Below are 19707 nucleotides of genomic sequence, written 5' to 3'. Positions count from 1 at the left end.
TCCTTATTCTGCTGCGACTGCGCCGCGATTGGCGGCTCGCCTGTTCTCGGGGCGCTCGAGGCCAAGATTTTCGCGCAGCGTGGCGCCCTCGTATTCATGGCGGAAGAGGCCGCGCCGGCGCAGCTCCGGCACCACAAGCTCGATGAAGTCCGCAAGCCCGCCCGGCATGATCGGCGCCATGATGTTGAAACCGTCGGCGCCGTAGTTCTCGAACCGCTCTTCGAGTGCATCGGCGATATCGTCGGGTGTGCCGACGACCTGCCAATGGCCGCGCGCGCCTGCAATGCGCAGGTAGAGCTGCCGGATCGTGAGATTCTCGCGCCGGGCAAGATCCAGAACGAGCGCCTGCCGGCTCTTGCCGGCGTTTGTCGTGGGCGGGTTTTCGGGCACCGGGCCATCAAGCGGATAATCCCTGAGGTCGACGCCGGAGAGCTGCGAAATCAGGTTCAATCCGACCTCGGGCTGAATGAGTTCCTGCAGGGATTGGAACTTCTCCTGCGCCTCCGATCGCGTGCGGCCGACAACAGGGAAAATGCCGGGCAGAATCTTCAGGTCGTCGTGCGAGCGGCCGTATTTGGCAAGCCGCCCCTTGACGTCAGCGTAAAAGCTGGTGGCTTCCTCGAGGGTGATCTGGGCGGCAAAGATGGCTTCCGCGGTGCGGGCGGCGAGCTCCTTGCCCGGCTCGGAGGCGCCGGCCTGAACGACAACAGGTCGGCCCTGCGGCGAGCGCGGAATGTTGAGCGGTCCGCGGACCTTGAAGTGCTTTCCGCTGTGATCGAGGCGGTGCAACTTGGTCGGGTCGAAGTAGCGGCCGCTTTCGCGATCCCGCAGGAAGGCGTCGTCCTCCCAGCTGTCCCAGAGGCCGAGCACGACATCTGCGAATTCCTCCGCCCGCTCGTAGCGGTCGGAATGGGGGATTTGCGTTTCATGGCCGAAATTGAAGGCGGCGTCGGGGTCGGAAGAGGTGACCAGGTTCCAGCCCGCCCGGCCACCGCTCAGTCGATCGAGCGAGGCGAATTGCCGGGCGAGATTGTAGGGATCGGAGTAGCTGGTGGAGGCGGTGGCAATCAGCCCGATATTGCGGGTGACGGATGACAGCGCGGAGAGCAGGGTGATGGGCTCGTAGGGATAAACGCCGCTGTGAGCCTTGCGGCTTGCCGCCTCGACATCCTTGATGCGCGCGGCAACGCCGTCCGCGAAGAAGATCGTATCGAACTTCGCCGCTTCGGCGAGCTTGGCGAGTTCCACATAGTTCTCGAACTCGGTGCCGACGGAAGCCGTCGGATGACGCCATGCGGCGACGTGGTGCCCGGTAAAGAGCAGAAATGCGCCGAGCTTGATCTTGTCATTGCGTTTCGCCATTGCGGTTCCTTTCAGCGATAGATGGCCGGTACGGGGAATTCGCCGGTCAGCAGCCACGTGCCGACGGTGCGCTTCTTGTACTCGGCGGGATTGTGGAGCGTGTGCGTCCTGACATTGCGCCAGAAGCGGTCGAAGCCATTGGCAGTGGTCGCTGAGCGGGCGCCCATGACCTCGAAGACCTCGCTGGAAACGGCAAGCCCGACCTCTCCGGCATAGACATTGGCGGTTGCGATATCGATCGCGGCTTCGCCACGGCCTTCAGCGGTCAAGGAAGGCCCTTCAGCGTAAGCCGCACCGAGGCTGCGGGCGGCCTTGTCGGCGAGCTCCGTGGCTGCCAGGGTACGGATGTAGAGTTCGCCGTATTGGCGTTTGATCCAGGGGTCGTCGATATGTTGCTCGACGCCGGAATAGACCCAGGGGCGCGAACTCGTCGTCGTATAGGCGCGGCCTTCCTCCAGTATGCCTTGCGCGCTGCCGACAAAGACATTGAGTAGGACACTCTGCTGAAGGAGCGATGTGAGGGAGGAATAGGGCGTCAGCGGCACGTCAGGCGAACTGATCAGCTCGTCGTCCTGAACCTCAAGATTGACGAAGCGCACCGTGCCGCTTCCGGTCTGCCGCTGTCCGATGCCGTCCCAGTCGTTTTCGATGACGATGCCGTCGCGGTCGGCGGGAACGGCGGCAGTCAGTCGCGCGCCATCGGCATTCTCCCAGGAAATCTGGATATAGTCGGCGATATGTGAGCCCGAGGAGAATGGGCGGCTACCATTGACGACCCAGCCCGTCGCCATCCTCTCCCCGCTCGACGTTTTTGACAAGGCGTTTCCGGAATTGCTCCAGATCCAGTTGCCCGCCGCCGAGCCGGTCAGCCATCTTTCCCTCTGCGCGGCCGAGCCACGAAACAGGATGAGGTTGAGCGGCAGATGGTGATAGCCGAAGAGGTGGGCGAGTGATCCGTCCGTCTTGGCAAACTCCCTGACGATGCGCAGGATCGTCAGCCACGAGGCGCCGTGGCCACCATATTCCTTGGAGATCTGTGCGGAGGGCAGTCCGCTCTGCTTGAGGAGCCTGACCTGTTCGACCGGCCTGCCGCCCCGTTTGTCTCTCTCGACGGCATCGAGGTGAAACGCCTGCCGCAGCTCGGCCGCTTTTGCCAGAAGCGTGTCGTCAGTATCTGTTTCGAACGGCATGTGGCCTCCCGGAATGACAGTGGAGGAGGTCAGTATCCCCTCTATTCCCGTCAACGGTTGGCTGGCTGGCAGCTTAAGTCCAGAAATATCTAGTTGATTTTACAGAAAGAAATTCTTTCGGGGGCGCGCTCGAATCCTGCGTTTCGCGGCAGTGCCCTCCAACGGAAACATCATCCTGTCAAAGCATGGAAAGTGGGCAGCTGTTCCTCTGCGTCGCGCCGGCTGCGAACAATCGTTCAGACGCAATTATTCTTTCCCGGCCGAGAAGAAACTTTGACTTCGGCTTTCGGGACACACCACTGAAGCTTCACTCAGCGGACCACATTCCAACCCGAGAGGAGCTCTTCGCGTGTCCATCAACCGTCGCAGTTTCAACCAGCTGATGTTGCTTTCGAGCGCCAGCACCTTGCTTCCGTCGCTCACCTTTGGGCAAAGCGCCGCGCCGGCCACGGGCGGCACGTTGAACTGGCTCTACCGGGTGGATCCCGGCAACGCTCTGTTTGCCATCAACACGTCATCGGGGACCGGCCAGGCCATCGGCCCGAAGATCGTCGAGGGTCTTTTGACCTTCGATCTCGACGTCAGGCCACAGCCGCTGCTGGCAACGGAATGGTCGGTTTCCGATGACAATCTTCGCTACACGTTCAAGCTTCGCAAGGGCGTGAAGTGGCATGACGGCACGGATTTCACGTCCGATGACGTCGCCTTCTCGATCTTCAGGCTGAAGGAAGCGCATCCGCGCGGTCGCATTACCTATCAGAACGTGGTGACGGTCGAGACGCCTGATCCGCTCACCGCCGTCATCGTGCTGTCGAAGCCCGCCCCCTTCCTGCTTTCGGCGCAGTCCAGTTCGGAATCGCCGATCGTGCCGAAGCACATCTTCGAGAAACTGGCGCCAGGCGACGGACAGACGCTGCAGACCGCGATCGGCACCGGCCCGTTCAAGTTGACGGAGTGGGTGGCAGGCAGCCATCTGATCTTTGAACGAAACCCAGCCTATTGGGATGCGGGCAAGCCTTATCTCGACCGCATCATCCTGCGTGTCGTCACCGACCCGGCCGCCCGGTCGGCTGCACTGGAGACGGGCGAGGCCGATATCGGCGACAACCCGGTTCCACTTGCCGATCTCGACCGGCTGAAGCAGGTGCCCAATCTCATCGTCGACACGACCACCTATGCCTACTCCGGTCCGCAGCAGCAATTGTTCTTCAACTACGACAATCCGCTGTTTGCCAAGCGGGAGGTCAGGCTCGCCATCGCCCAGGCGATCAACCTGCAGGAAATCGTCGATGTCGCGCTCTATGGCTACGCGCAGGTGTCGCCGAGCCCCGTCAGCACCGCTCTGCCGCAGTGGTACGACAAAAGCGTCGTTGCACATCCCTATGACACAGCTGCCGCCGAAAAGCTGCTGGATGAGGCGGGCTATCCCCGCAAGGCGGATGGCAAGCGTTTCGATCTCCGGCTGACCTACAACTCCTACCTGCCGCAAGGCTACGCAGACGTCCTGAAAAGCCAGCTGGAAAAGATCGGTGTCGGCATCGAGATCAAGAAATACGACCTGCCGACCTTCCTGAAGACCGTCTACACCGACCGGGCCTTCGACCTGGTGGTGGAGTCGCTCTCCAACACGTTCGATCCGTCGCTCGGCATCCAGCGCGCCTATTGGAGCAAGAACTTCAAGATCGGGCTGCCGTTCTCGAATGCCAGCCACTACGCGAACGCCAAGGCGGACGCGCTACTCGAGGCGGCCGCGACCGAGCCGGATGAAAAGAAGCGCTGGGAGGTCTGGAGCAAATTCCAGCATCTCATCCATGACGAGGTGGCTTCCGTCGACCTCGTCGCCGCCGGCGCCCAGATCGTCGCCAACAAGCGGGTGAAGAACTACGTCACGGGATCGCAGGGGCTCAACTGGAGCTTCGGCGACCTGTGGATCGATCCGAGCGCTTGAGGAGGCAGCACCATGACAAGATATTCGATTGACAAGGCCACATTGATCGACTGGCTTGGTGACGGGCTCGAACTGGCGGTGCTTGATATCCGGCCGACTGAGGACGTCGGTTACGCTTCCCCGCTCTTTGCGACAAACCTGCCCGCGGCACGCCTGGACGCCGAACTGGACCATTTTGTGCCGCGTCGTGTCGTCCGCACCGTTCTGGTCGATGGCGGTGACGGCGCCGCTGAGGCGGCGACAACCCGACTGGCGCAGGTCGGCTGGACCGACATCCATTTCCTGGAAGGCGGCATACCGGCCTGGGTGGACGGCGGCGCGGGAGCACTTCCGACCTTCGATATTCCGGGCGTTTCCTTCGTAACGAAGGTGCGCGAGGAACGACAGACACCGGTGATTGCCGCTGTCGAACTCAAGGCACTGAGCGATAGGGGCGAGGACGTGATCGTTCTCGATACGCGCACGCTCAGCGAATATGAGAAGGCGCATGTGCCGGGTGCTTTCGGTGTGCCAGGTGCCGAGCTCCTGCTGCGCTTCGCGGATATTGTTCCCTCGGCGGAAACGAAGGTCGTGGTTTCCTGCGCCGGTCTGCCTCGAGCCATTCTCGGAGCCCAGACACTGATCGATGCCGGTGTCGCCAATGCCGTATCCTATCTGGACGACGGGACACGCGGCTGGACGGATGCGGGTTTCCAATTGGAAACGGGACGGACAGCCACCTACGGTGAGCCAACCGACGATTCGCGTCGTTTCGCGAGGGAGCGCGGCGAGAGCCTTTCGGCAAAGGATGGGCTGACGTTCATCGATCGGCAGACCGCCGAGAGATGGAATGCGAACCCGGAGCGCACGACCTATCTGCTGGATGTCCGCACACCGGAGGAATTCGAGCGCTCACACCTTCCGGGATCGATCTCCTCGGAGGGCGGACAGCTGCTCGGCGTGTCCTACCGGACCATTGCCGTTCGTGGCGCCCGGGTCGTCCTGGTCGACGATCTCCTGGGCTCGCGGGCCCGCATCGTCGCCCACTGGCTCGCCCGCCGTGGTTTCGAAATCGCGATCCTGCTTCACGATTTCGAGGCAGAGCAGCGGGCCGCCGCGTAGCAAGGCCCGGTCTTGGCCGGAGCGAGAAGGCGAGTTCCTAACACCGCCGTCGTCAGCCGGCGGTATTGCGGCTGTAAACAGGAAACAACACAATGACTGATATCAATGGGGCCTGGGGCGCACCGCCCAGCGAGCACTTCGAGCGTCTCGCGGAGACCTTCAGGCCTGTTTTCGCTCGCATCGGCGAACGGGCTGTCGACCGTGATCTTGCCCATGAATTACCTTTCGATGCCTATGAGTGGCTGAAGACCTCAGGCTTTTCGCGCTTGCGGCTGCCGGCAGCCCACGGAGGCCTCGGCGTGACCTTACCCGAGCTTTTCGGCCTGATCATCGAGCTTGCCGCAGCCGATCCAAACCTCACCAACGCCTATCGCAGCCACTTCGGCTTCACCGAGGATCTCCTGAATGCACCGAACAGCACCTGGCGCGACGGCTGGCTGAAAAGGCTCGGGCAGGGCGAGACGGTGGGGAGCGGATTTTCCGAGCTGGGCGAGACGCCACTCGGCAGCTATTCGACACGCCTTGTCCGCAATGGCGCCAACTGGCGGCTCGATGGCGAAAAATTCTACACCACCGGCTCACTTTATGCGGACTGGATCACGCTGGGCGCGATCGACGGGGACGGGCAACCGATCGGCGCGCTGGTGCCGACATCGGCCCCGGGTGTCGAGATCATCGACGATTGGGACGGATTCGGCCAGTCCCTGACAGCCAGCGGCACCGCTCGCTTCCAGGACGTCGAGATCGCCGACGAGCTGATCAAGCCAAGTTCGGTGCGCTTCAGCTACTCCGGCGGGTTCTTCCAACTGGTCCATCTAGCCTCGCTGGCCGGGATCGGTCGCGCCGCGGCGAATGACCTGGCGCGCCATGTAGCGGCACGGAGAAGGGTCTACAGCCGAGGCAACGCGTCGCGATCGGCTCAGGACGCGCAGGTTCAGCAGGTGGTCGGGAAGGTCAGAGGCGCCGCCTACAGTGCCGGCGCGATCGTGCTCCAGGCGGCGCGGGCGCTGCAGCGTGCCTACGAGGCCAATCAAAGCGGTGATGAGCAGCAGATCGCCCTGGCTGGCCGCAATGCCGAGCTCGAGGTCAGCCAGTCGGTCACCGTTATCACTTCGCTGATCCTGGACGCCAGCACGGTGCTGTTCGACGCGCTGGGCGCCTCCGCGGCCAAGCGCGGCCATGGTCTTGACCGCCATTGGCGCAATGCCCGTACGATCGCGTCCCACAATCCGCGCATCTACCATGATCGCATCGTCGGCGATTTCGCCGTCAACGGCACGATCCCAGGCCCGCAGGCGGGCGTGGGTGTCGCAAAGCAAGAGCAGGCTGAACGGACAGACGCATGAGCACTCAAAGACGTCGCATGAACCTCAATGTCGGGCTGAACTCCACCGGCTATCTTGCAAACGCATGGAAATACCGCAGCGGCAACAGGCACGATATCAACGATCCCGCCTATTACCGGCGGCTCACGGAAGTCGCCCATAGGGGGCTGTTCGATGCCGTGTTCTTTTCCGACCATCCGGCCCTGATGACGGAACCACTAGGGCGTCCCTTCCACACGATCGATCCGCTGATCCTGTGCACGGCGCTGGCCGCACAGGTGCCGGATATCGGTTTTGTCGTAACTGTGTCCTCCACCTACAATTCACCCTATAACTTCGCACGGCGCGTCCAGTCGCTCGATATCGTTTCGGGAGGCCGGCTGATCGTCAACATCGTGTCGTCCTTCAATCCCAACGTTGCAGCCAACTTCGGCAGTGCGGCGCTTCCGCCGCGCAACGAGCGCTATGCCCGTGCGACCGAATTTCTCGACGTGGCAAAGAAGCTCTGGTCGAGCTGGGATCCCCGGCGGGAGGGCGAGGTCGCGTCCGATCGCTTCTGGGATAGCACCAGCGCCGTGGCAATCGACCACGACGACGCCTTCTTCCAGGTCCGCGGTCCACTCAATGTTCCGCGCGGCCCGCAGGGACATCCCGTCATCGCCCAGGCAGGGGCGTCGGATGGCGGCATCGATCTTGCGGCGCGGCACGGCGAAATCATCTACTGCAACATTCTTTCCAAACCTGCGGGCAGGGCTTTCGGCAACAAGGTCCGGCAGAGGGCTGTTTCGCTCGGCAGGGATCCGGCAGACATTCGTATCGTGCCCGGGCTCGTTGTCATCCTGGGCGAGAGCCGCGAAGAAGCGCTTCGCAAGCACGAACTCTACAGTGGAGCCGGATCGGAAGATGGCCTGCTGCAACGGTTCGTGCGCGAGCATGGACTGGATCGCGATGGCTTCGACCCTGATGCTGTATTGGACTACGAGCGCTTCGTGCCTGATCCCAACCGGCAGCAGGCCGTGGGCATGGGGCTTGGCCTTTCCGACCTGCTCCAGCACGAGAGGTTGACAGCGCGTCAGGTGGTGCGCCGCTCCGAAGGCCACCACCGACTTCTGCTCGGCACGGCCGCGGAGGTGGCCGAGGAAATGATCGACCTGTGGGGGGACGGCACGGTGGATGGCTACACACTGCAACCGCCTCGGGCGCCAGATGACATCATCGAGTTCGTAGACAAGGTCATCCCGATCCTTCAGGATCGAAACGTATATCCCCGCCAGTATGAGGGGCGAACGATACGCGACCGGTACGGGTTCTCCTATCCGGCATGAAGTGCGCTAATAAGCATGCTTTCGTACGCAAAATGCCGTCGATCGCATGTACTAGCCCCCTAAATTGTAAGTCTCGCAACCAATACACTTGAAGCAAAGCTCCTCCCGCATAAGCGTCGAGGAGCTTTTTTGGTCTCTGCTCAGTGCCGAGCTCGCCGGCATGACACCCGGGCGAAAATAGTCGCGGTGCTTCAGGAGTTTGAAGCGCCGCCGCCAGTCGCGGCTCGCATCGACTACGACATAGCGGACATAGTCGCGAAGGGCGCTGGTCAACCCGTCATTCCATTCGCGCCCGCCTCTCGCTCTGCCTTCACGATGCCGTAGACCGTCAACCCGAGACTGACAACGTGATCTTTCGAATGTCAGGCAAGCCTGAACGTTGGTTGAGCATCTTCAAACTTGCCGTTCAGTCTGACGGCAACAAACAGGGGCTGATTGATCGGGAGAGCGTCAAGCTCCGGTTTTGCTATCAATGACAATACCCTGTCCGTGCTCGTAGAAGAATCATCAGCAACTATTTTGATTTTATAGGTTGACGCATCGGCGCTACCATCCGGGTTTGAAACGTCATCACCTCCGTCTTCTCTCGTAGATAGATACACGTATATCTCTTTGCTGAGGCCGTAGCCTATGAGTTTAAAAGACGTTGGCACGAGCAGGGGAGCAACCACAGTTCGCGGCTCCAAACGCTCGATTTTAACTTCGGGTTTCGTGGGCATCCTTAGCCTCCCTTCTCCGTGGATAGTTTAATCGTTGTCGCCCGATCTGCGAGGGATGAACCCGCCCGATCTTGACATCACGCCACCAGAGCGGGACAGGGCGCCACCCGATCTGGACAATCCGCCGCTCGTCATACCTCTGGGATCACCGGAAGCCTCGGCCGACAGCAGGATTTGCTCAAGGGTTCCTGTTTCTGCATCTAGTCTCAACGAGACGTCGCCCTTGTCATAGATCCAGACCCTCATATCCTTAGCCAGGGCTCCGACTTGCGAACCCAGGCCCGTTCGTCCACTCGAACCAGGGGACCGGTACAATCTGTCGTATTCGATATCACCGTCGACGTTCCTTGGAGGCGGATCGTCTGGATCGGCTCCGGGGCCGTGAACAACGAAGATTGCTGGCCTGCCGAGCTCAAGAAAAGCTCCTTCAAACGAGAAAGCGAAGATCCGCGCCAGAACCGCATCGGCCGCGCCAAGCTGGTCTCTCAGCGAGTGGTTTCTTCCCGCGAGAGGGACGCTTAGATTCTGGTAAATGGGTCCGCCTCTCAAGATGAGATCGCTAAGTGGGCGCCCGAACAGATACACCGCTGATACGCCGAGTAAGGTTTCATTGTCTGCCATTTCTCCCTCCGCCTAGCTGGCTATTGGCCGCTAATTAATCTCGACAGCAAAAATTGCTCGCGATAGGTCATCTTTGGAAGCTCTAGATAATCGATCGGCAGTAACGTGCGTGCAGAATGCGCATGGCTGTAATGTTCGCCGCCTTTGACGTGCACGCCGGCGTGCAGCTCGCCTATCTTCCGTCGCTTGAGGTTTCTACTGATAATCCTTGCGAATTCGCCGCCACTTTGGGTCCGATCAATCGCAATCATCGTTCTCGCGACGTCGCCGTAGTCCAGAAAGTCGGGAGCAAGAGCCCACAAGGTTTCGGCAAGATACATTCCGACGATATCGCGCGCATCGAGCAGCGCCTCGACAAATCCATCCGAATTCTGCGCAAAAGCGCGGTCGAATGCGTGACGTACCGGCGTTTCGGCAGCCGGATCGAACTCGGCAACATCCGCGAGATCTTCAATGGCACGCGAGATCAGGCCCCGGGCCACCAGGCTCTCATGAAAGATGTCGACAAGGATATCGAATACGGCTCCGGTCAGCGGTTGCGAGAGTTCATGCTCGTCCTTCCAACCACGGGTGAACTCGGCCATCGTCCGTTTGTTGTTTGCCGAACGTATCTGGCGATGCGGCGAAAATTCCGAAAAGCGCGATAGGCGATTTGCAAGGTAGAGGTTGCCGCGCGTCTCGGCGAGAACATTGTCGATCACGGATGGGAAATGCATCGCTGCGATAAGCGACACGCAATCGGAGAAGGCCTCCTGAAAGCCGAGATATTCGGGGTACTCGGTCCCCGGGCGCGGCACGCCAAGTACGCTGAAGATAATCGCGTGCCCGACTTCATGGGCGATGACGTCGAAATCCAGGCTGAAGGGAAGGACACGCCCATCCTTTTCGAACTGGCTCCCAACTTCGAGGAAGCCGTAACCATACTGAGCGTTGTTCCATTGCGGCAAGATGGTGATTTGCAGGCGGTCGTAATGTTCGCGAAAATGCCACACAAGTGGCTGACCGAGATAGCGCTCCCAAACATCAAGTGTGAACCGCACGCAACCGAAGAGATGGGCGGCCTCGAAGCCTGGCATCGAAGGCTGGAGGTGGTCGAAGTTGCCGCACCCATCGGGGGCGGCTGGCTCGAGGATTTTCCCGGTCCACGGAGGGAGATAGATGTACGGCGTTCCCAGCGGCCCGCGGTTCACGCCGTAACGACGGGCCTTGCCGACCGGCTCCACAACATACATGCGATCGTCGGCCGGCCCAGCAGTCAGGCTACCCAGCGGAGACGAGACCTCGACAATCTCGGGGCTCGACCGAGCGTCGTCAAACGGAGGCTGTACAAAAAGTCTGAACCGGGTGCCCATCCGCCTTCCCCAAAAAGACTTTACATCCGGCCAACTCAAGCTTCGCTGGCGGGCGCAATTTTAGCACACCCTAAAATAGTAGAAACCAGCTAAATGTACAGGGCAGTTATTCATCAAGCCCGATCAACTTCAAATAGCGCGGGTGGCTCCGAATGGAATCGAGGTCGGAATCGTTCTTGAACCACAGCCTCATCTCGGCGCCGACTTGAGGCATCCAGCCTTCAAGCACGTCTATCGCCCGCTCTATCTCACCGAGCAACGCATATGTGCAAGCAGCATTGTATTGAATGTTTATGTCGCTGGGATCGGTCGCCAGCGATCGGGCCAGCCATTCCAGTGCACGATCGCGGGCACCGAGAAATGCCAGCACGGTCGCTCCAAGGCAGGCAACGTTGGCATTCTCCGGATGCAGCCGGAGTTCTTCCTCAGCCTTCCCTATCGCGATCCGGGCATAACTCTCGGCCTTGTCTAGCTGCCCCAGTGAACGAAAGACATTCACAAGCATGATCGGCGCGCCATAATCCGCGGGCTTGATTGCCAGTGCACGCTGAAAGTATATGGCCGCCGGCTCAAACTGACCGTCGGTGACGCAGAATTCGGCATAGTACCGATTGGCCTCGTGGCAATCGGCGTCGAGCGACAAAGCCTGCTCGAAAGCAGAAACAGCCTCGGCGCGGCTGCCGGCGACGGCCAACGCAAACCCTCTGGCCGCATATGCCTCCGCCAAATCGGGATCGATAGCGAGCGCCTTCGCCGTGTTCGCAAGTATGTCATCCACCGGAATCTTCATGCCAAATTGTGACCGAAGACGGGCATCACATACCGCAACGCCGGCATAGGCCCGGGCATACTTCGGATCCAATTCGATGGCCCTGGCGAAACTCTGTCTAGCCATCAGATGATTTGAGCTCGAGGCAATGTGGTAATATTCGCGCCCCCTCAAATAGTGGGTATAGGCTTCCACGCTCTCCGTTGGCGCCTGCTCGATTGCCTCCTTCTCCTCGGGGAGCAACTTGACCTTAAGTTGCTCGACGATCGCCTTGGTGATGTCGTCCTGCACTTCGAAGATGTCGGTGAGATCGCGATCGTAGCGCGCGGCCCAGACGTGACCGTCGCTAGCTGCTTCGATCAATTCTGCATTGATCCTTACACGATTGCCTGCCCTGCGGACGCTCCCCTCCACGATAAAGGCAACGCCGAGTTCCCGGGCGATGAGCTGCAGGTTCTCGTTGCGCCCTTTCCACGTGAAGACGGTGTTGCGGCTCAGCACAAACAAGCCTGAGACATTCGACAAGTCAGTAATAATGTCTTCAGTGATGCCGTCGCTGAAAAACTCCTGCGTAGGATCGTTGCTGATGTTCGCAAATGGCAAAATTGCAACAGACGGCTTGTTGATGGACGCCTGAGTGTGGCCGCTTGCTGCAGACGGAACCTCTCCTGAAGCTACGTTGCCCCAATCGGCAAAATAGACATGTACTGGACGGGAAATGTTCTTAACTGCCTTGGCGCCTTGGTCTAGGAAATCAAGACCGAGCTTGTTTCCGACTTCGTGGCGCACAGCCTCCGAGCAGGCAATGCCACCAGGCGCTGCAAGGCCTTGTAGCCGGACGGCCACATTGATGCCGTCCCCATGAAAGTCATCCGCATCAAAGATGATATCGCCGAGATTTAGGCCAATCCGGAACGTGAAGTGCCTGGCGGGTGGAATGCCGAGGTTGCGCTCCAGCATGCCGCGCTGGATTTCAACTGCGCAGCGTGCAGCACTCAGCACGCTGCTGAATTCAACCAGGAAACCGTCGCCCATTACCTTGATTATACGCCCGCCATGAGTTGCGACGGCGGGATCAAAGAGCTCGCGGCGATGTTGACGAAGGGCATTGAGCGTGTCCTCTTCGTTGGCCTCCAGGAGACGGCTGTAGCCCACCACATCGGCAGCCAGGATAGCCGCCAATCGACGTTCAACATGCTCTGCGCACATGCCCGTCTCCCAAGGTTATGGTGGTAATATTACTCAATATTGCAGTTAGCCAGCAATGTTGACGGACGATTGTATTACTGACAACTAATTTTTCCCGGTCCCGTGAAACCGGCCAGCCGAAGTGCGCCAAAGTGCCTGGTCTCCTACTCTCAAAACAGTCTGATGAGCGTTGATGGACGGGTCATGTAGCGGCGATGGTGTAGACCTTGACTAGGAAGCTACACGACATGGAAAAAGCACTAACTTGCGTCTTGCCGCCGCCCTTTTGAGGTCAGTGACTAGGACGCTCGGCCGGTTGGCCTAAGCCGAGTGTTCCATAAATCGTTGTTATACCACGCGATCGACCCTTGCCTGGATTCGATCCGCTCAACAGCACTATTTACAAGTCGCGGTGCCTTCAGGCCCCGCAACCAAATCTTTCCTAATGAGATCGGGCCGAGTTGGCGGAGCCCGCGAGGGGCGTGAATTCCATGCCTCCGTGGTCAAGCGCCGATCCTTTGCTGCTCTGCAGTCGCGCATGAGATTGATAGACTTTTAACCACTCCGGGAACGTTTGGCACAGACCTGCTCATGAAGTGTGGTTGGTCTGCGCCTGATGCGACAAGCATGATGATCGCCGAAGATGTTTCGGCCGAAATACTGTCCGGGCAAAAGCATAGGTACCGAGGCATTCTTACCAGATAAGGCACCTCAAGCTGTTCAAAGTGTGCACGGAGAGAATGATAGGTTCAGCTCGAATGCCCGCGCAGCAAGGCGATGAGGGTATTCGAGCATTCGAACAAGTGAATAGCGACGATTGGATAGCGCTTCATGGTCAAGAGCCGCTAGGCCATCTGCGAACGACGATTCACGGCAAGTTTTTCGGTCTCCAGGCGCAGCGCTACCCTATACTGAATTGCCAGGCCCACCGCGAGCGTCGCGCACTCAAGGGCAGGAGAGAACACATACGCTTCTCTCAGAACCTGTAGCGAAATGCAGACAAGTGATCCCCAGGCGAATACAGCAAGGCCCTGCTTTCCAAGGAGCGACACAGCAGCCAGCATGGCACTTCCCGCAAGCGCACGGATCACTCTTATCTGCGAGATCACGTAGGTCAGCGCCAATATGTGCATCAGTCTCGGAAGCGGCAGTATCCCCTTGTCGAAACCGACCAGGAGAGCGGGATGACTACCCCAACTCGTAAGGTCGTAGTGCTGACCCTGAATGACGAACATTGCAAAGGCAAGGTAGCCAACCGCAGCCGCCATCAGCACCGGGCTGTAACCGACGAGACAATCGCCCTTTTTTGACGAGATGCCAGCGCACAGGCCAATACAGTAGATCAGCTGCCATGAGAACGGGTTCAGGAACCAGGACCCTTCGGTGGGAAAGTTCGGGAGATTGACGTTATTCCACCCGGCAATGGCCCAGATCGAAACCGACATTGCCAGCAAAAGAACCCGGCTGCGTGATGCGAGAGCGAGGAAAAATGGCGTCGCTGCCAGCAGCAACATGTAGAGCGGTAAAATGTTGAAGTAGCCCAGCTGATGCGTCATGCCGAGCACACCCAGGGCGGTCGTCCACGGAGCTTCAAGATAAGACACCATGTTGACACGCTCGGAGAGGGCCGTTGTGCCAAGAAGATTGTGGCCGGCCATAAGGATGACGACGGCAAGCACCGTAGTGAGTAGGTGAACGCTGTAGAGGCGGCCCGCGCGACGCAATATCAGGGCAATTGCGTGGATACGATCGCGGGCGTAGGTATTGGAATAGGCCAGACCTGCCGACATCCCTGACATCAGAACGAACGCTTCGGCGGCATCCGAGAACCCGAAATTCTTCGATGTGAACCCTTCCATCATGTTTTCCGGCACGTGGTTGATGAAGATCATAACCAGGGCTAGGCCACGGAAGAAATCAAGGCGGGGGTCTCGGCCGGCCGATGGAGCGGCAGGGTGCTGCATGGCTAATCTGTCCTGGTGGTTCATTGCTGTTGATGACGCACCCAAGTAGCAATTGCGCGATGAAGCCTACATGAACGAGCAGTTCACGTCCCTGACATCCAAACCTCCGGGCACAAGCCATCCGCTCCGCCACCGCCAGGCTCTATCGTCTGCCTTCCAAACGAGGCAAGAACACCGCCAGAAAGCCAGCAATCGGTATGAACGAGCATATCTGGTAGACGCCCTCTATCCCGATTGCGTCGGTAAGGCCGCCGAGAAACGCTGCCGCAATCCCACCGATCGCGAAGTTGAGCCCATAGAACATGCCGCCAATAAGGCCGATCCTTTTGGGTACGAGGTCCATCGCGTAGATCATGATGGAGGCGAATGCGCTTGCCATGATCAGGTTGATACCAACCGTCAACACCCCTGTCCAGAAGAGGTCTGCGTAGGGCAAGAGCATGGTGAGGGGCAGGGGCCCCAAGATGGAAATCCAGATGATCCGGTACCTGCCGATTCTGTCCCCCACGACACCGCCAAGCAGCACGCCTGCTGCGGACGAGATGAAAAACACGAACAACATCAGCTGCGACGTTGGCACTGAAACGCCGAAGCGATCCATCAAGTAGAATGTGTAGAATGAGCGGAAGCTCTCAAGGTACGTCAGCTTGGACGCCATGAGCAGCGTCAGAACCACTAGGCCGATGATGACGGTACGGCGCGAGTGATCCGGGCGAGCGTTTTTCGCGCTCCTACTACGAAACGCGGCGTCGAATTGTGACTGGATCGACCAGTATTGGCGAGCGCTCCAGGTGAGCAGAAACATCGCCAGAGCGATCATCGCCGTGAAGAACACCAGACTGTGCCGACCATTCGAAACGATGAAAACCGCAGCACAAAGCGGTCCGAGCGCGCCGCCTACCTGTCCACCGACTTGGAAAATGCCCTGAGCCAATCCCTGCCTGCCGCCGGACGCGTATCGCGCTGCCCGTGTCGCTTCAGGATGAAAAATGGATGAACCTATACCGACCAAGGTCACGGAAATTAGAACGAGGATGTAAGAGGAAGCGTAGGCAAGGCTGATGAGGCCAGCGAGCGTGAACATCATCCCGAACACCGCCGAGTAGGGCAACGGATGGCGGTCTGTGTAGAGGCCGATCGCGGGCTGCAGCAGAGCGCCTGCGATCTGGAAAACAAGGGTTATGACGCCGATCTGGACGAAGTCGAGGGCGAATTCGCTCTTCAAAATCGGATAGACTGCCGGAATGAGGGATTGGATCGTGTCGTTGCAGAGATGCGATAGGCCCAATGCGAGCAAGACCAACAGGTGGGCTCGAGGCCGAGCGATGCTCGACGTATCGGCCGAAGACGTCGCGTCCGAAACTGATGCAGCCATGAAACTCTCCCAAAGGGCTCGGTTGGCCCCGTTTCTCCTCCATTTTTTAGAACTCCGACGGAGGTGCGTCGAGGTCACATTTGAATGGAACGGTCCAGCCCAGTAATTTTTTCAATGGAGAGCTCGCTAGCGTTGATGTCTGTACTCTTTGTCTTTTCGCGAGGTGGCATCAGTAATGCGAAGCTTGATGAATCGACGTGGCGATCCCTTTCTTGAATCGCGAGCATCGGGTGTGGCCATTCTCCCGCTCCAGTCATCGACTAGACGCTTCGACGTCATCGAGCGGCGGCTCAGATTAAATTCACTGTGTCTTCGATTGAAGGAATCGGAAGGCTCTGTCACCATTCACAAGCTCCGTTCAGTTTGGGGCGAGTCGTCAATGTTGAGCGCGAAGCGCGGCGACTGATCCTGTCTACGCCAGAAACCGGAAAGGGCAAAAGCGATGACAGCTGCCGAGAAAGTGCCAGACACCCAATATGATGCCGTGGAACAAGCGATCGCTTGGCATCCAGGCGACATGAGGGCGACGATTTCCACGTTGATCGAAGACTTCAGACACCTCAGAGATCAACTCGACACGGTCCAGAAATGCATGAGTAGGGGTCTAACGCGCGGGTGGGTTCCAAGTCCGGAGCGCTAAGATGTCGGCGGTATTCGCACGCCGCAGGGCAGGTGCTCGTTTCCCGCTGTTCTTTAGTTGTCGCTAATCGTCTATATCGTCGCCGGCAGAAACGAAGGAATACGATGACAAAGAATTCGAACTCGTTGGAAGCGACAAGGGATTGTGTTTCGACTGCTCGTCCGTTCAAGGGAGCCTTCATGTACGTCGCAGTTGCCGCGGTTGCAGTGACGGCGTGGTCGGTGACGGAATCGCACAAAGCGCCAGCAGCCAAGGGCGAGCACGCCTCAGCGGTCATTCACTAGGGTCTATCAGGCGCGGGGATTTCGGGCCGGGGCGAACTGTGGGGGGAGTGAACAAGATTGCGGAAATGCTGCGCGATCCTGCCTTCGCGTCCAGCGTGTTCCGCTTCCCAACCGAACGTCCAGGCATCGTGGCGCGTCAATTGGTTGAGTAAATCATGGGGACGCCGCAGGCAAAAGCACATCTATGGGGAGAGCTACTGGTATGGGTTATCAACTCTGGGGCGCCATCGCCCTTCAATCCCTGCTCCAGGCCAAAAATGGCCGATAGTGTCGCTGTGCGATAAGCAGAGTCCGATCCGGTTGGATGATATAGATCTCCTCGACTTCTCGCCCCCTCTGATCAATGAACGTATGGGGGAACGATGAGCCGATGGGCGACCTCGTGAGCTTCGTCCGAGGCTGGCCGCCGTAGGTGATGCTGCCGGGAATGGGCGCGTAACCTTCCGACGGATAGGAACCAGAGACGGTTGTGCAGTTTGCGACAAGCACTGCCGTCAAGACCGCCGCTGCTATTTTCTGAATCATCTATTGACTTCCCGGTTCATCCGTCAGGTTCCTCCCCTATGGGAGCCGGCGCTTAGAGTAGCCGTTGTTATCAAGGCAATTTTTCTTTCCACTGTCTACCTAATGAGAGCGTTTGCGAGAATGATGCGTTTTCGCACGACGGCGGTGATGATGACTTGGCTGGCTTTTTGGATTCTACCAGCGCATTGAGGCCGCTTCGTCTAGGTTATGCGGACATGACTGGTTCGTCCAGCACGGTGTATTGGTGCTCTGCAGCTTCGGTTGGCGGTACGTTGCCGAGTTGCAAGACTGTACCCCTCGTCAAAAGGGCCAGATCGAGCGTTGTTTTTGGAGATGTCGATGCCGACGAAACATGCTGTTATTGCTGTCATCTTTTCCTGTCCTCGGCCAATTGAAGAATCAGTCTCTCAAAAAAATCGCAGTTGTCCTAAGTTTATCCCGACGCGGCGGCAACAGCAGATATAGCCTTACTCAGCGAGTGTGATTTTCATGACGACACAAAGGCGAATGCATCTCGGCGCGTTCATGCGGCCCGTCAGTCTCCACACAGGCGCCTGGCGCTATCCAGGTTCCTATCCGGATGCCAATTTCAATTTTAAGCATCTGAGGGCGTTTGCCGAGCGGCTAGAAGCTGCAAAGTTTGATGCCTTCTTCATGGCGGACCATCTCGCCGTCCTCAACATGCCCGTCGAAGCTCTCAAGCGTAGTCACACTGTGACATCTTTCGAGCCCTTTACGCTGCTTTCGGCGCTCGCCTCCGTGACGAGCCGTATCGGTCTCGTGGCAACGGCGTCCACCACCTTCGATGAGCCCTATCATGTTGCGCGCCGCTTCGCTTCCCTGGATCATATCAGCGGAGGCCGGGCCGGATGGAACATCGTCACCACTGCAAATCCGGACGCGGCGCTGAACTTCGGCCTGGAAGCGCATGTTGAGCATGGCGAACGCTATCATCGCGCCCGCGAATTCTATGATGTGGTAACCGGTCTTTGGGATAGCTTCGCCGATGATGCGTTCGTGCGCGACGTCGAGAGCGGCCTGTTCTTTGATCCATCAAAAATGCATGTGCTCGACCACAAAGGCGATGAACTGAGCGTGCGCGGTCCCCTAAACATCGCACGGCCCCCGCAGGGCTGGCCTGTCATTGTTCAGGCCGGCCAATCCGAACCCGGACGTCAACTCGCGGCGGAGACGGCGGAAGTGGTCTTCTGTTCGCCGCGAGACCTCGCCGCGGGCAGGGCGCTATATGGCGACATCAAGGTTCGTATGGGGGCAATTGGCCGCGATCCTGCCCATTTGAAAATACTGCCTGCCGCTTTCGTCGTCATCGGCGACACAGTTCAGGAAGCCGTCGCCAAGCGCGCTAAACTTGACAGCCTCGTCTATTATGAGAGTGGCGTCGCATCGCTTTCGATCGCTCTTGGCCACGACGTTTCGGCCTTCGATCCAGATGGCCCGCTTCCTGAAATCCCAGAAACAAACGCAAGCAAAACCGGACGGTCACAAGTTCTGAAACTTGCCCGCGACGAAGGTCTGACCGTGCGCCAACTTGCTCAACGCTATGGTGGCTATTCGGGCCTGGCGTTTGTCGGGACCGCCGAGAGCATCGCCGACGAAATGGCAGAATGGCTTATGACGGATGGGTCGGACGGCTTCAACGTCGTGTTTCCCTATTTGCCTCAAGGCCTTGACGACGTCGTTGATCGTCTAGTGCCAGAGCTGCAGCGCCGCGGTCTTTTCCGAACGGAATATTCGGGCTCGACCCTGCGCGAGCATCTGGGGCTTCCGCGTCCCACGAACCGCTTCTTTTCAAAATGAGCAATACTGGGCCGGCAGAGAATTCCAAGACGCTCAGTTTGGCAAATTTCTGTCTTCTGATATCGATGAACATCACTGCGGCGTTCCGGCGTTCGAGGTCCAGGTTCGCGCTCGCATCCTGGAGGTCGGAAACTACTGTTGGCGAGAAGAACCGGGACAGGTTCATGCGCCTTTGCTCGCCCCTTATCGCTTGCCGGCGCG

The 19707-nt window shown here is 58.9% G+C and carries 15 protein-coding genes; 6 read left to right on the top strand and 9 right to left on the bottom strand.

The features are described from left to right. Window positions 1–3 precede the first annotated feature (3 nt). Both ASC97_RS07770 and ASC97_RS07765 read right to left on the bottom strand, forming a co-directional pair. Entirely contained in the window at window positions 4–1362 is a 1359-nt protein-coding gene (locus tag ASC97_RS07770; protein WP_057467778.1) for an LLM class flavin-dependent oxidoreductase, read from the bottom strand. A gap of 11 nt (window positions 1363–1373) precedes the next feature. Next, on the bottom strand, window positions 1374–2552 hold the full coding sequence (locus ASC97_RS07765; protein ID WP_057467777.1) for an acyl-CoA dehydrogenase family protein: 1179 nt from the start codon (window positions 2550–2552) through the stop codon (window positions 1374–1376). Between the two features lie 349 nt (window positions 2553–2901). Here ASC97_RS07765 and ASC97_RS07760 point away from each other — a divergent pair, with 349 nt between their 5' ends. The 4 genes from ASC97_RS07760 (at window position 2902) to ASC97_RS07745 (ending at window position 8251) form a co-directional block, all read left to right on the top strand. Continuing rightward, the gene (locus ASC97_RS07760; RefSeq protein WP_057467776.1) at window positions 2902–4500 is read left to right on the top strand and encodes an ABC transporter substrate-binding protein; all 1599 of its coding nucleotides are present in this window, start codon (window positions 2902–2904) and stop codon (window positions 4498–4500) included. 12 nt (window positions 4501–4512) lie between these two features. Then, complete coding sequence (locus tag ASC97_RS07755; RefSeq protein ID WP_057467775.1) at window positions 4513–5601, top strand: rhodanese-like domain-containing protein; 1089 nt, start codon at window positions 4513–4515, stop codon at window positions 5599–5601. Between the two features lie 92 nt (window positions 5602–5693). Further along, window positions 5694–6947, top strand: a complete 1254-nt coding sequence (locus ASC97_RS07750) for an acyl-CoA dehydrogenase family protein (RefSeq protein WP_057467774.1) — start codon at window positions 5694–5696, stop codon at window positions 6945–6947. Further along, on the top strand, window positions 6944–8251 hold the full coding sequence (locus ASC97_RS07745) for an NtaA/DmoA family FMN-dependent monooxygenase (protein WP_057467773.1): 1308 nt from the start codon (window positions 6944–6946) through the stop codon (window positions 8249–8251). The genes ASC97_RS07750 and ASC97_RS07745 overlap by 4 nt, the downstream gene beginning before the upstream one ends. A gap of 362 nt (window positions 8252–8613) precedes the next feature. Here the strand turns inward: ASC97_RS07745 and ASC97_RS07740 are convergent, their stop codons facing one another. The 6 genes from ASC97_RS07740 to ASC97_RS07715 all read right to left on the bottom strand — a co-directional run bounded on the left by ASC97_RS07740 (window position 8614) and on the right by ASC97_RS07715 (window position 16239). Continuing rightward, the gene (locus ASC97_RS07740) at window positions 8614–8970 is read right to left on the bottom strand and encodes a hypothetical protein (protein WP_057467772.1); all 357 of its coding nucleotides are present in this window, start codon (window positions 8968–8970) and stop codon (window positions 8614–8616) included. 27 nt (window positions 8971–8997) lie between these two features. Then, complete coding sequence (locus ASC97_RS07735; protein WP_057467771.1) at window positions 8998–9591, bottom strand: hypothetical protein; 594 nt, start codon at window positions 9589–9591, stop codon at window positions 8998–9000. A gap of 20 nt (window positions 9592–9611) precedes the next feature. Next, window positions 9612–10943: a hypothetical protein gene (locus tag ASC97_RS07730; RefSeq protein WP_057467770.1), complete on the bottom strand. Its 1332-nt coding sequence runs from the start codon at window positions 10941–10943 to the stop codon at window positions 9612–9614. A gap of 106 nt (window positions 10944–11049) precedes the next feature. Further along, a complete protein-coding gene (locus ASC97_RS07725; RefSeq protein WP_057467769.1) occupies window positions 11050–12921 on the bottom strand; it encodes an adenylate/guanylate cyclase domain-containing protein in 1872 nt (623 codons plus the stop codon). 824 nt (window positions 12922–13745) lie between these two features. Further along, window positions 13746–14864 carry an OpgC family protein gene (locus ASC97_RS07720; protein WP_057467768.1) on the bottom strand — a complete coding sequence of 373 codons (1119 nt, stop codon included), beginning with the start codon at window positions 14862–14864 and terminating at the stop codon, window positions 13746–13748. Between the two features lie 142 nt (window positions 14865–15006). Continuing rightward, window positions 15007–16239 carry an MFS transporter gene (locus tag ASC97_RS07715; RefSeq protein WP_113001306.1) on the bottom strand — a complete coding sequence of 411 codons (1233 nt, stop codon included), beginning with the start codon at window positions 16237–16239 and terminating at the stop codon, window positions 15007–15009. 744 nt (window positions 16240–16983) lie between these two features. On the opposite strand from ASC97_RS07715, the gene ASC97_RS07705 reads away from it, so the two are divergent. Beyond that, window positions 16984–17163 (top strand): hypothetical protein, encoded by a 180-nt coding sequence (locus tag ASC97_RS07705; protein WP_057467766.1) that lies wholly within the window; start codon window positions 16984–16986, stop codon window positions 17161–17163. Window positions 17164–17397: 234 nt separating this feature from the next. Here the strand turns inward: ASC97_RS07705 and ASC97_RS35065 are convergent, their stop codons facing one another. Continuing rightward, on the bottom strand, window positions 17398–17688 hold the full coding sequence (locus ASC97_RS35065; RefSeq protein WP_057467765.1) for a hypothetical protein: 291 nt from the start codon (window positions 17686–17688) through the stop codon (window positions 17398–17400). 489 nt (window positions 17689–18177) lie between these two features. Here ASC97_RS35065 and ASC97_RS07695 point away from each other — a divergent pair, with 489 nt between their 5' ends. After that, complete coding sequence (locus ASC97_RS07695; protein ID WP_057467764.1) at window positions 18178–19506, top strand: LLM class flavin-dependent oxidoreductase; 1329 nt, start codon at window positions 18178–18180, stop codon at window positions 19504–19506. The last annotated feature ends 201 nt before the right edge of the window (window positions 19507–19707 follow it).

This window comes from Rhizobium sp. Root1203, from assembly GCF_001424945.1.
Classification (GTDB): domain Bacteria; phylum Pseudomonadota; class Alphaproteobacteria; order Rhizobiales; family Rhizobiaceae; genus Rhizobium.
The sequence above is the reverse complement of the archived record's forward strand: the minus strand, read 5'-3'. Positions and strand labels throughout refer to the sequence as shown.